Raw genomic sequence first — 13113 nt, 5'->3', positions numbered from 1 at the left:
GGCATTTGCCAAGTCGCCTGAGACAAGAATGAGTAGCAGCCCCCAAGCTCAATGGAGCAACTGGTTTCACTTTCCGGTTCAAATCTATTATGAAGATACCGATTTTTCCGGTGTGGTCTATCACCCCAATTTCTTGAAATATTTCGAGCGCGCCCGGGAACATGTGATAGGCGCAAAGACGCTGGCACAGCTGTGGCAGCAGCAGGAGTTGGGCTTCGCCGTGTATCGCAGCGATCTCATCTATCATGATGGGGTCGAATTCGCCGACGTGGTGGATGTCAGGACCCGTTTTAGTGTCGAGAGTAAATACCGCACCCTGTGGCAACAGGAGATCTGGCGACCTGACGGCAAGAAAGCGGCCGTCACGGCTCATATCGAGATGGTGTGTATGAACAAAAAGCGCCAGCTCGCCCCTATGACAGCGGATTTACTCGACGCACTTAAACAGCAGTTTTAAAGCCTGGCGCCGCTCATTTTGGCACCGCTAGCTCAATTGCCGTTAACCTAATTGCCGTTAACATGAGCGCCGCTCTTAGGAGTTACGCGCTTTGGTGCGTAACAATAGGACGGTTGATACTGCCCCAGTTCATCTCCAGTTCGGCGGCCGTCATCGGCTTGGCTATCAAGTCGCCCTGCACCTTATCGACCCCCATATCCACCAGCAGGGAGAACACCTGCTCGGTTTCCACCCCCTCTATGGTGACCGAAAAACCTAAGCCTTTAGCAAGTTCGATAGCACTGCTTAAGATATGCTGGCCGCGATGGTCGCTCTCTATCTGTGTAAGGAAGGTCTTATCTATCTTAACCTCGTCTATAGGCAGGTGCTTTAAATAGGCTAGGGATGAATGGCCAGTCCCAAAGTCGTCGATCGCCACATTAATGCCGCTGCGTTTTAGCTGATTGAGCACAGAAACAGTGCGCGACATATCTGTCATCAACTGGCTCTCTGTCACCTCTATTGCCAGAATATCGACGCTTAGACCGTAATGTTTTAACAGCCCTAGAATCAGTTCAGTCAGGCGCTTGCTGCTTAGATCATCGATCGCTAAGTTCACAGCCACCTGCATCACCATGTCGCTACTTTGCCAGCGCTGCTGCTGTTTCAGTACATTTTCTATCACCCATTGGCTCAGCATGCGGATCATACCGGCGCACTCAAGCAAAGGAATAAACTCCCCCGGAGAGATACGGCCAAGCTCAGGGCTGTCCCAACGGATCAGCGCCTCGGCATGGGCGCAGCGACCATTACTGAGATCATATTTGGGCTGATAAACCAGATAGAGTTCATTGTTTTTCAATGCGCCGGGAAAACTGCTGATGATGGTCAGCTGTCTATGCTGACTGATATCGTCGCCCTCGCGGTAACTGGCGATTAAATTGGAGCTGCTCTTGGCGCGGACCATGGCGAGATCCAAGCGCCTGAGCATCTGGCTAACATCGCTGTGATGCCTGGCAAGATCCAGATACCCCAGCTGCACCTGCAGATTGATGACAGTGCCGCGAATATTGATCGGCTGTTGCAACTGATATTGCAGTACGCTCAGCTGAGCCTCACCCTGTGGCTGCTTATAGTAGATAAGAAACTCATCTTCATTCATCCGCGCTAGCAGCTCTGTGGCACTGATCAGTGACTTTAACCTTTTACTCCATGCCAGCAACAACTCATCACCAAAGCCAAAGCCGAACAGATCGTTCACATAACGAAATCGATAAATATCCACTAGGACAAAGGTTCCCTGGGTCACGGGCATCATGTGGGTCAGGGTCGATTTCAGTCCGACCCTATTAATGAGTCCTGTGAGTTTATCGCGCCCCAAAGGCGGCGGCAGGTGATCCAGTAGCTGTTGCAGTTGCAGATAGAGGGGAAGATAGCGATAAGGAACCGGGCTGATGGTCAAAGGCGCCCTCACCTTGTGCTGGCGACGAAGCTGAAGGATCAGACGTTTCAGAAACGTAAGTTCAGCTCGTCTATGCCAGAAAACCCACAGGCCTCCAGCGATGCCAATCACCAAGATATAAGCAATGATCCAGATTAGTTCCGTTTTACCCACACAGTACCTTAATAATTAAGGGAAAAGTGAAGCTTAATTATTAGCAGAGATAAGCCCGGCTCACAACTTAGACTTAATTCTATTGATAACTATCCTTAATCGAATGAAAAATCTCGAGAAACGCTTCGCTGCCCAAATACTCAGTCGTAACGGGCAAGCCACGCTCAGCAAACACGGCTAACCTTGAGTCTAGCTCTTCGCCGGAACGTAACTCGCCCACATAAAAGGCCGCGGCGCTAACAAAATCCACATAGGAGACCTGCTCCGAAAAATAGGGCAGATCGGCCCAACGCTCCACTACTTCCATCACCTCAGGCGAGAAATCCCAGCTTTTGAGTACAGCTCGGCCAATAGGGCCCTGCATCTTACGCACTAAGGCGCGCATCTGCTCGATATCGTTAAATAACGAGGGATTGGCCTCCGCCTCCGTCAGTACCGGCAAGGCACCGATATTATGCACTAGGCCCGCAAGGGTTAAGGTATCATAGTTCAAGCCGCTGTTTGGGTGGCTTTGGTTATATTTCAGCAGTAAGGCACAGGCCGCCGAAGTCACCTCGATAGAGGCGCGCCACACTTCATCCATCACTTCCCACACCATCTCATTGGTGGATATAAACAGCTGTTCCATGGCAACTGAGGTAGCAATAGACTTTATCTGATTTAAACCGATACGGGTCACCGCACTGGTGATATTCTCCGCCTTGATCCCCCGACTATATATGGCACTGTTAGCCACCTTGATGATCCGGGCTGAGATGGCCGCATCCTGGCCAATAATATCGGCTACCTGCTTTGGGCTGGACTCTTCCCGTGACACCACTTCCTGCACGCGCATCGCCACTTCGGGCAAGGTGGGTAATACTAAGGCATCCGCCTTTAACTTCTTGAGTAACCCGACCAGTAATTGATGCTCGTTAGACATTGATACTCCTTAAATTCAATCCGCTAATATCAGCACTATTAGCACGCTTGCTGTCGATGATGCTAAAAATCACGCTTTTGGTAAATAAATTGTTTAAAATTATTCAAAGGCAGGCAGATTTTTTTCTGTGACTTGGGCATGGGTAGAAAATAAACAGTTTCTAATTTGCATAAGTCTCCTTCCATTGAGTAAAATGCCCGCCCCAACTTAGTTGATATCCATGATGATATCCATGACTTGAGAGAAACCATGTTTAAACCTGAGCTACTGTCTCCCGCTGGGACGCTTAAAAATATGCGTTATGCTTTTGCATACGGCGCCGATGCTGTTTACGCCGGTCAGCCAAGATATAGCCTGCGGGTGCGTAACAATGATTTCAAAATGGAAAACCTGGCAACCGGGATCCAAGAAGCCCACAGCCTAGGTAAGAAGCTCTATGTGGTGAGCAACATAGCGCCCCACAATACTAAGTTAAAAACCTATATTGACGATATGAAACCTGTGGTGGATATGCAGCCCGATGCGCTGATCATGTCCGATCCCGGTCTGATTATGATGGTGCGTGAAGCCTTCCCCGATCAGGTTGTGCATCTGTCGGTACAGGCCAATGCGATTAACTGGGCCTCGGTAAAATTCTGGCAGCAGCAAGGCATTAAGCGGGTTATTCTGTCTCGTGAATTGTCGCTAGATGAGATTGAAGAGATCCGCCAACGCTGCCCCGATATCGAACTGGAAGTCTTCGTCCACGGTGCCCTGTGCATGGCCTATTCCGGTCGTTGTCTGCTGTCGGGCTATATTAACAAGCGCGATCCTAACCAAGGTACCTGCACTAACGCCTGTCGCTGGAAATATGATGCCCATGAAGCGGTGCAGACAGAAACAGGCGATATTGTCGCCGTCAATCCAGAGGTGCAAAGCTTTAACCCCACCCTTGGCGAGGGCGCCCCGAGCAAGGACGTGGTGCTGCTGCAGGAAGCGGGACGCCCAGGTGAATATATGCCCGCCTTCGAAGATGAGCACGGCACTTACATAATGAACTCCAAGGATCTGCGCGCCATCCAGCACGTAGAGCGTTTGACTAAGATGGGCATAGACTCGCTGAAAATCGAGGGGCGAACTAAGTCTTTCTACTATGTGGCGCGCACTGCCCAGCTCTACCGCCAGGCAATTGAAGATGCGGCCTCGGGTCGTGAATTCAATCCGGCGCTCATGTATCAGCTCGAAGGCTTGGCTCACCGTGGTTACACTGAAGGCTTCCTGCGCCGCCATGTGCACGACGAATACCAGAACTACGACTATGGCTACTCGATCAGCGACACCCAGCAGTTTGTCGGTGAATTCACCGGCAGACGTAACGACAAAGGCATGGCCGAGATAGATGTGAAAAACAAGTTTTCCGTGGGCGACAGTGTCGAGCTGATGACGCCACAGGGCAATATCAATCTCACCATAGAACACCTGGAAAATCGTAAAGGCGAAAGCGTCGAGGCGGGCCTGGGAGCCGGGCATTTCGTCTTCTTACCTGTACCTCAGGAAGTTGAAATAGACAAAGCCCTGTTGATGCGCAACTTAACCCATGGGCAAAACACCCGTAATCCCCATCAAGCTGTTTAGGCGGACATAAGCGAATGGCATTACTCATCGACGACACTTGCATCAACTGCGACATGTGTGAGCCTGAATGCCCGAACCAGGCGATCACCATGGGCGAGGAGATCTATGAGATAGATCCGAACCTGTGCACTGAGTGTGTCGGCCACTATGATAAGCCCACCTGCGTATCGGTTTGCCCTATCGATTGCATCGACCTGGATCCAGCCCATCAGGAGTCTGAAGAGGCGCTATTGGTCAAATACCATCTGCTCACAGGCAAGCCGATAGCGTAACCTGCTGAAAGAGTACTAAACAGAAAACATTTAAAAAGGCCAACTCCGTTGGCCTTTTTAAATTAAATCAGACTCGCTTTTTACGACCAAAGCAAGCTAAGAGCAGTAGAGACAAGAAACCTAAGCTTCCTCCGCTACTTTTCTCGCCGCTATCGCCTGAATCCCCACTATCGCCATTATCGTTCCCGTTATCGGCTGGTACAGCCTCAACGGTTACGGTAGCAACGTTAGAATCCGTTAGTGATACGCCATAACGAGCGCCTACGTTTAACACCATTTGGCTATCGCCATGTTCAACCGCCAAATCAATACGTTTAGTGGTTTCCCCTGGTGCGAAAGTGACTGTTTGATAAACAGCGTCATCGTAGTAGTTCGTGCCATCAGCGCCGCGACCTTCAACATACAGATCAATCGAAGCGGTTTTCGTTAATGGCAATTCAACACCATTCGCATCAACCAGCGACAACACAACCTCAGTCTCGTTCACACCGTAATTCAGCACACTATCCACAACCGACAATGCTACATTAGCATCATAGGTCTGACGTTCGCTGTAATCACCAACCCAAAAGGCTTCTGAATAATCATCCCAAAGATATTCTGGATCACGATTCATAACACCTTCTACACGTTGGGCATCTTCCACAGTAAAACCCACACTCTCTTCTACTGTGAAAATGTATGAACCCTGACACATCAAATAAACAGCAGTATCACATTGTTCATTCGATGTATGGCCTAAACCAAAGGTATGACCCAGCTCATGTGCTAACGTGATTGGATCGCTTTCCAAAAATTCAGAGGCCAAATACACCCCTTTATTCTGGAAACCTCGACCTAACAATGTACCACCAGTGCTTCCCGTAGTATCACGACTCACAAAAACCAGCTTGTCAGCGTGATAATAATCAACCAGAGATTTGATTTTTTGATTGAACTTTCCAGCCCAAATAAAATAATCTTCATCAAAACTGGCTTCTGTTTCACCGATAGAATACATCAAATGACCCAGCACCCCAGCCAATGAATCGCCTTGATTCATGGCATCAGAGATCCCATTGTCATCCCAAGTCACCACAGAGCTAATGTTATATTCAACATTGAACTGCTTGAACTCACTGTTAGCAATCAATACCTGTTTGTTAAGTGCTTTTGAAAACTGCTCTTGACTCAAGTTTTCATACACCCCAGGTTCAACCACTACCAATAAATCAACCACCTCTGATGCTTTCAGCCCCACAGAGAACATCATAGCGAAGATAAGCGCAAATAGTTTAATTTTCATAATATAAGACTTCCTATCTCTATTTTTATCTTTCTTTTGTTTTAAAAAAATCCCTATAAAAAGTGAAGTTTGCCAAACAAGCTTCGCTTTTTACTTTCCCCATCAGCACTAAGCTAAACGGCGACTTAAGCCCAGTTTGCCTCGGCGCGGTTTTGGAGTCGCTGCAGAAGTACAGCAAGGCGAGAGATACTCTCGCGGATCAAGGCGGGCATGGCATCGAATTCGATGCTCAGCAGCAGGTTTTTCACCTCAAGTCCCAGCTCGGTATCCCCTTCGATGGCCAGTTTTCGCTGGAAAAACAGGGTGTCTGGATCTTCTTTCCCCGCAGCAATCAAGACCAGCTCTTTGGTCTGGGCGCTGAAACTCACCTCGGCCTCGCCGGCTTCGCGCACACAAAAGCCCTTGTCGAAGCTCACCTGAAAACTTAAGCCCATGTCGACAATCTCAATCTTGACCCAACGCTGAGTTAAAAAGTCTAACTCCTCATCCTCAACCTGCTGGGCCAGCAACAGATCCATTAGTTTCTCTATCACGCGCGCCTTGATCGCAAACGGCACTATGGTCAGCGGTTTTGCTATCACTTTGGGACCATACTGCAGCAGATGTTTAGCCGCACTGGTCAATAACTTGTCTTGCATAAAAACTCCTGGCAGCAAGGAGGCAATGATCACTGCTGCTATTGGCTTATTTATTAAACAAAAATTTGCAAAGTTTAAATTTTACCGCCCTTTTATGATCTCAAACCTGTTTTACATCAAGATTTAGCTCAGCAAATGCCATTACACTGCACATTTTAACGATAAAAGGCTGCCATGGAACTCTTATGCCCAGCAGGGAATCTTGCATCACTTAAGGTCGCACTCAATGCCGGTGCCGATGCCATCTATTTGGGGTTAAAGGATGATACCAATGCCCGCTCCTTTGCCGGACTGAACTTTACGCCCCAAAAATTAGCCCAGGCGGTCGACTATACCAAACAGCGTAATAAGAAGATTTTTCTGACCATCAACACCTTTCCCAAGCCCGGCGAGGAGTCCCGCTGGTATCAAGCGATCGATCTTGCCGCCAACACAGGTGTCGACGCCCTGATCATGGCCGATCTGTCGCTGCTGGACTATGCCCACAGCCGCTATCCCCATCTGCCGCTGCATCTATCGGTACAGGCCAGCGCCACTAACCTTGGAGCGTTAAGCCTCTATAAGAGTGAGTTCAATATTGAGCGCGCCGTACTGCCCAGGGTACTGTCGATGAAACAGGTGCGGGATCTGGCAAAAGTCACCCCAGTTGATCTGGAAGTCTTCGCCTTTGGCAGTTTGTGCATCATGGCAGAGGGACGTTGCCATCTCTCCTCCTACGTCACAGGCCAATCGCCCAATACCGGCGGCTCCTGTTCGCCAGCCAAAGATGTTCGCTGGCAGGAACAGGGCAACCAAAGGCTAACCAGATTAAACAATGTGCTTATCGACCAGTCCGATCTCGATGAGCAGATGGGTTATCCCGTGGTCTGTAAGGGGCGCTACATCACAGAGGAAGATACTCAGCCTCAGCACAGGCTCGAGTCACCCACCAGCCTCAATACTTTGAGTTTGCTGCCAGAGCTGGCCAAGGCCAAGGTGGTCTCTCTTAAGATTGAGGGACGTCAGCGCAGTCCGGCCTATGTGGAGCAGGTCGCCCGAGTCTGGCGCAGCGCGATAGACACCTATTTAAATGATCCCCAGGCCTACACAACTCAGGCGCAATGGGATCAGGCGCTAGCCAAGGTGTCTGAAGGACAGGTCACCACACTTGGGGCTTATGAGCGCGCCTGGCAATAGCATAAGAGTAGTAGAGGAGTTGCAATGAAAACCGCACTAGGCCCAATTCAATATTGCTGGCCCAAAGCCGAAATTGAGGCTTTCTATCAAAAGGTTGCCGAGACAGACATTCCCCTGGTTTATTTGGGTGAAACCGTCTGCAGCCGCCGCCGGGAAGTAAAATTCAGCGACTATTTAGCCTTAGCACAGATGCTCAAAGCAGCGGGCAAGCAGGTAGTGTTATCTACCCTGACGCTGATCGAAGCCCAATCTGAATTTACCGCCTTAAAAACTCAGGTAGAAAATGGCGAGTTTTTGATTGAAGCCAACGATATGGGCGCAGTTCAGGTGGCAAAGTCCTTAGGCCTGCCCTTTATCTGTGGCCCGAGCGTCAATAACTATAATGCCGCCACATTGAAGAAACTGGCCTCTTGGGGAATGCAGCGCTTTGTTATGCCGCTGGAGTTATCTAAAGATTGGCTCGAACATGTAATAAGTGAATTGAATCCCAATCCTCAGAGCAAAACCGTCGAGGTTGAGGTCTTTGGTCATGGCTACATGTCTCTGGCGCACTCAGCTCGCTGCTTCACCGCACGTAACCGAGGGCTGAGCAAAGATGGCTGTAAAACTGTGTGTATCGAATATCCTAAAGGGGTGTTAGTGCAAACTCAGGAATCGCAATCCTTGCTGCGTCTTAACGGCATTCAAACCCAATCGGCCAGCCTTATCGACTTACGAAATCAACAAGATAAGATGCTGGCCATGGGAGTCGATTATTTCAGGGTCTCCCCTGCCTCCATGGCGTCAATCGATATCGCGGCCAACCTGGGGGATCTGCAGTTACATCTCAGCCAGGACTCCTGTAACGGCTATTGGTTTAATCAAGCCGGATTAAATCAACACGCGACTTAATCGGCTCTGCTATCCTCTTCTGGCTTCTCGCTGGCTCCATACCAGCGAGAGCAGCCATAACATAAAGGCAAAAAACGACAACCACTCAAGCACTGCAGGCCACCAGATGTTAGGACGCGGCTCCACCATGGTCATGTCATGGTAAAACCAGCGACCATCGGCAACCAGGCCGATATCCACATGAGCAAGGGCAATAAACAGGGCGAAGATAACTAAGCTCAGCAGGCTGATAACCCAACTGCCACGAATCGCAAACCGCTTGGGCTGTTTGGCACGTTTAGCCAGATACACAAGATACAAACCCACACTCAGGGCGGCAAAATGGAAGAAATATTCCACCCCCAGCTTGTGCAGGTGGTAAACATTGATAGGGAATAAACCGATTATCGCCAAAGATAAGAGCGCCAATACTGCGATAAATAAACAGGGAAAGAGCCAGGGACTATCGCCGTTTTGCACCGAAAACAGGCAAAACAACACCAGGCTAAGACTGCCAAAAAACAGACCGCCATTAAAGACAACGGCAAGTTGTGAATGACTATATTGACCCAGCTCACTCAGGCTGTAGCTTAAGAAGCTAAAGCCTTCCCCGGTGAAATCACTAAACCCCACCATGGCGATCACTAAACCAATCAGGTGACCAAAGAGTCCAAGCAAGCCGAACCTAAACGCAAGTCTCGATAATTTTCGCTCTCTTGGATTCATGATCCCTTTATAATCAATTTCATTCATAATACCTAACATATCTCGAATCTGTTTTTAATGCAGCGCTCCAGCGCATATTTTTTACAAAAATTTAGGGTTTAACACTAGTTATGGATAAGTATGAGGGTAAAGATTCGCTGTTTTACTACAGGAGTAACACTTCTCAGTGGCCTTCTCAGTGACATAGTTAGTCAAAAACTCATAATAAGTATCTAGTTAACAATTCTCATCATTGAACTAAGATAAAGGTTTTACAACCGCAAGTTTAGGGAGTAATCTTGCCCGCTTGCAAATGAATGGATATTCACCATTCTTACATGAATTTTGACAATTTATCGCCGTTAACAGGCAGCAATAAATTAAGGCTAACAAAGTGGCTGAAAAACAATCATTTAACATTAAAACTTTTTTGACTTTTCTGATCCCGTCACTGGTAGGGTTATTGTTGTTTATGACCCCAGTCAGCTATCAGGATGCGATAACGATTCCTATCGCCATCGTCTCTAAGAGTCTGCAAAATCTACTTGGCGATGCCATCACCCTAATCGTCTGCTTGATAGTGGTGTTCACCGCCATTGCAACTCTGATTTGTAAGCTATTTAAACCCGCATTCATACTAAAACATGAGTTTGCCTCGGCCTTACTGAATGTCAGTCCCATCTGGACATTAGTTCGGGTTTTAGGCGCCATCTTTATCGTTTTAACCTATAGCGAAATCGGCCCTGAGGCTATCCACTCGGGTAATACGGGTGCGCTAGTGTTGAACGATCTGCTGCCTGTACTATTTTGCGTATTTATCTTTGCCGGTATGCTGCTGCCCTTACTACTCAATTTCGGCCTGTTAGAGCTATTTGGTACCCTGCTGACCAAAGTGATGCGCCCTGTATTTAACCTGCCAGGTCGCAGCGCCATCGACTGTATGGCCTCTTGGCTTGGTGATGGCAGTGTTGGTATCCTGATGACCAGCAAGCAGTATGAATCACGCTTCTATACCCAAAGAGAAGCGGCCGTGATAGGCACCACCTTCTCGGCTGTGTCCATTACCTTCTCTTTAGTGGTGATCTCACAAGTCAAGCTTGAGCACCTGTTCGTGCCTTTCTATCTGACTGTCTGTCTGGCTGGGGTTGCTGCCGCGATAATCGTGCCTAAGCTGCCTCCGCTCTCCTGGAAGAAAGATAACTATATCGATGAAACGCCGCGTCATCCCGATGATGAAGTGATCCCCCATGGCCGAGGTGCTATCTCCTGGGGATTTGAGCAAGCCATGCTCAAGGCGCAAAAGTCGGCAGGCTTTACCCATACGATTAAAGATGGTCTGAAAAATGTCATCGACATGATCTTCGGTGTGATCCCAATCGTGATGGCCATAGGTACTGTCGCCCTGATCGTCGCCGAGTACACGCCGATTTTTGACTACTTAGGTATGCCATTTATTCCATTGCTGGAGCTGCTGCAGGTGCCTGAGGCCACCGAAGCATCGAAAACCATAGTGGTTGGCTTTGCCGATATGTTTATTCCCTCGATTCTGGCAAGCTCTATCGAATCTGATATGACCCGCTTTATTATCGCGGCCCTGTCAGTGACTCAGCTTATCTATATGAGCGAAGTGGGTGCGCTGCTGATTGGCAGTAAGATCCCGGTAAACGTCATCGAGCTGTTTGTGGTGTTTATCTTAAGAACCCTGGTCACCCTGCCGGTTATCGCAGGTCTTGCCCACCTGATCTTCTAGCTTATTGATAAAAGCCAATAAGCTAACCAGTTAGAACAATAAAAATCCCATCCCTTATTCAAGGGATGGGATTTTTTTATCTCATATTCAACCAAACCTGGTTTCTTTTTTATTCACTTGCTTAGCCTCGATAGGCTCTAGAAACATAACCTAAACGCTCACTAAGCTTAGCTTACGGCTTTCTGTTTGTGGCTCATGGCTTACGGCTTGAGCTTGCGTCCATCAGCAAAGTCCAATAAAAAAGGCGAAACCTTAAGTTTCACCTTTCATTTAATGTGTTTCGATTAAGGGTTAAATCGCCCACCCCCCCAGATAGAAGACCACCAGGCCGAGAGTAATAGCCAAGACACCCGGCTTGATTGCGCGCCACTCGCCGCTGAAGATACGTCCCACAACTAGGGTCACAAAGCCAAGCATAATACCTGTCACGATATTACAGCTAAGAATAATGAACACGGCGCAGGTGAGGCCCGACATGGCATCGACTTTATCGTCAAAATTGAGCTTAGTAACATTGCTTAGCATCAGAAGGCCCACATACATCAAAGCAGGTGCTGTCGCATAGGCAGGAACCAGGTAGCTAAGTGGGGCTAAAAACATCATCAGCAGGAACATCACGCCCACTAAGGTAGCGGTTAAGCCCGTCTTACCGCCCGCGGCCGTACCCGCAGCCGATTCAATATACACAGCGGCAGGTGCACCGCCAACTACGCCAGCAAAGGCGCTGCTGACAGAATCTGAGGTTAACGCCTTACCGCCACCAACAATATTATCATCTTTATCCAGCAGCTCGGCTTGTCCGGCAACCGCGCGGATTGTACCTGTGGCATCGAAAATGGCTGTCATCACCAGAGCCAATACGATAGGCAGAATGACAGGATTCAGGGCGCCCATGATATCTAACTGGCCTATCAACGAGGTATCAGAAAAGAAGTCGGGAAAGGCGAAGAAACCTTGATAGGTTACGCTTGGGTCGAAAATCAGGCCGAACACAGACAGGGCGATGATCACCAGCAAAATCCCACCGGGCACGCCGCGACGCTCAAGGCCGATTGTCGCCGCTAAACCAACGATAGTGGCCAGAACCGGCAAGCTGTGGATATCCCCCAGCTTCACAGGTAGCCCCGCATCGTTTGCCACAATCAAGTGCACACTGTTGGTCGCAATCAATAGCAGAAACAGACCGATACCTATTCCTGTGCCGTGGGCTATCCCTTTTGGCAGGTTAGTTAAGATCCACTGACGAATGCCGGTTACACTCACAAGGGTGAACACCACACCCATCATGAAAATCGCCCCTAAGGTGACAGGAATAGAGATCCCTTGTCCCAGCACCATGCTAAAAGCGGTAAAGGCGGTTAGCGAAATAGCACAGCCAATCGCCATAGGCAGGTTTGCCCACAGCCCCATAAGCAGCGAGCCAAAGGCGGCAATTAAACAGGTGGCAACAAACACAGCGCCTGTGTCAAAGCCTGCGACACCTAACATGTTAGGAACAACAATCACGGAATAAACCATGGCTAGGAAGGTAGTGAAACCCGCTATCACCTCCTGCTTTACTGAACTGCCTCTGGCAGAAATAGAGAAATAACGGTCGAGCGTAGAACGAGATAGAGGGACAGCCTGATCAGACTTCATATAGAGTTACCTTATTTTTGATCTCTTAATTTGGAAGGCTGTGGCAAGTTAGAGCCCCACTTAAACAGCGGGTGAGAGATCCACCTGGTACTTATTTTGTACCTAACGTGACCTGCAGATTGCCGATTTCCCGTCAATCCATATAGTAAACACACACTTACTATTATCACAGCCTTGGTTGGGCGCGAATTC

The 13113-nt window shown here is 48.8% G+C and carries 12 protein-coding genes; 6 read left to right on the top strand and 6 right to left on the bottom strand.

Features of this window, described 5'->3' with window-relative positions:
• Positions 1–28 precede the first annotated feature (28 nt).
• A complete protein-coding gene (locus LZP69_RS08045) occupies positions 29–457 on the top strand; it encodes a thioesterase family protein (RefSeq protein WP_234199738.1) in 429 nt (142 codons plus the stop codon).
• Positions 458–539: 82 nt separating this feature from the next.
• Here LZP69_RS08045 and LZP69_RS08040 read toward each other — a convergent pair whose 3' ends face one another.
• Positions 540–2051, bottom strand: coding sequence for a putative bifunctional diguanylate cyclase/phosphodiesterase (locus LZP69_RS08040; RefSeq protein WP_234199736.1), 1512 nt, complete (start codon positions 2049–2051; stop codon positions 540–542).
• Positions 2052–2130: 79 nt separating this feature from the next.
• Positions 2131–2973 carry an HDOD domain-containing protein gene (locus LZP69_RS08035; protein WP_234199734.1) on the bottom strand — a complete coding sequence of 281 codons (843 nt, stop codon included), beginning with the start codon at positions 2971–2973 and terminating at the stop codon, positions 2131–2133.
• Between the two features lie 249 nt (positions 2974–3222).
• On the opposite strand from LZP69_RS08035, the gene trhP reads away from it, so the two are divergent.
• Together trhP and LZP69_RS08025 are read left to right on the top strand one after the other, a co-directional pair.
• Positions 3223–4587 carry a prephenate-dependent tRNA uridine(34) hydroxylase TrhP gene (gene trhP, locus LZP69_RS08030; RefSeq protein WP_234199733.1) on the top strand — a complete coding sequence of 455 codons (1365 nt, stop codon included), beginning with the start codon at positions 3223–3225 and terminating at the stop codon, positions 4585–4587.
• A 14-nt stretch (positions 4588–4601) separates the two neighbouring features.
• Positions 4602–4859: a YfhL family 4Fe-4S dicluster ferredoxin gene (locus tag LZP69_RS08025; RefSeq protein WP_234199732.1), complete on the top strand. Its 258-nt coding sequence runs from the start codon at positions 4602–4604 to the stop codon at positions 4857–4859.
• Between the two features lie 67 nt (positions 4860–4926).
• On the opposite strand, the gene LZP69_RS08020 is transcribed toward LZP69_RS08025, so the two are convergent.
• The gene (locus tag LZP69_RS08020) at positions 4927–6144 is read right to left on the bottom strand and encodes an SVAGG family GlyGly-CTERM protein (protein WP_234199731.1); all 1218 of its coding nucleotides are present in this window, start codon (positions 6142–6144) and stop codon (positions 4927–4929) included.
• Between the two features lie 125 nt (positions 6145–6269).
• The gene (gene ubiT / locus LZP69_RS08015; RefSeq protein ID WP_234199730.1) at positions 6270–6782 is read right to left on the bottom strand and encodes a ubiquinone anaerobic biosynthesis accessory factor UbiT; all 513 of its coding nucleotides are present in this window, start codon (positions 6780–6782) and stop codon (positions 6270–6272) included.
• Between the two features lie 174 nt (positions 6783–6956).
• Here ubiT and ubiU point away from each other — a divergent pair, with 174 nt between their 5' ends.
• Positions 6957–7958 carry a ubiquinone anaerobic biosynthesis protein UbiU gene (gene ubiU / locus LZP69_RS08010; protein WP_234199729.1) on the top strand — a complete coding sequence of 334 codons (1002 nt, stop codon included), beginning with the start codon at positions 6957–6959 and terminating at the stop codon, positions 7956–7958.
• 24 nt (positions 7959–7982) lie between these two features.
• Positions 7983–8849 (top strand): U32 family peptidase, encoded by an 867-nt coding sequence (locus tag LZP69_RS08005; RefSeq protein ID WP_234199728.1) that lies wholly within the window; start codon positions 7983–7985, stop codon positions 8847–8849.
• 9 nt (positions 8850–8858) lie between these two features.
• Here the strand turns inward: LZP69_RS08005 and LZP69_RS08000 are convergent, their stop codons facing one another.
• Positions 8859–9581 (bottom strand): DUF998 domain-containing protein, encoded by a 723-nt coding sequence (locus LZP69_RS08000; RefSeq protein ID WP_234199727.1) that lies wholly within the window; start codon positions 9579–9581, stop codon positions 8859–8861.
• Between the two features lie 424 nt (positions 9582–10005).
• Between LZP69_RS08000 and LZP69_RS07995 the strand changes: the two genes are divergently transcribed.
• A complete protein-coding gene (locus LZP69_RS07995; RefSeq protein ID WP_267962041.1) occupies positions 10006–11283 on the top strand; it encodes a YjiH family protein in 1278 nt (425 codons plus the stop codon).
• A gap of 291 nt (positions 11284–11574) precedes the next feature.
• On the opposite strand, the gene LZP69_RS07990 is transcribed toward LZP69_RS07995, so the two are convergent.
• A complete protein-coding gene (locus LZP69_RS07990; RefSeq protein ID WP_234199723.1) occupies positions 11575–12921 on the bottom strand; it encodes an NCS2 family permease in 1347 nt (448 codons plus the stop codon).
• Positions 12922–13113 lie beyond the last annotated feature (192 nt).

It is taken from the genome of Shewanella sp. AS1, from assembly GCF_021412565.1.
Classification (GTDB): domain Bacteria; phylum Pseudomonadota; class Gammaproteobacteria; order Enterobacterales; family Shewanellaceae; genus Shewanella.
The sequence above is the reverse complement of the archived record's forward strand: the minus strand, read 5'-3'. Positions and strand labels throughout refer to the sequence as shown.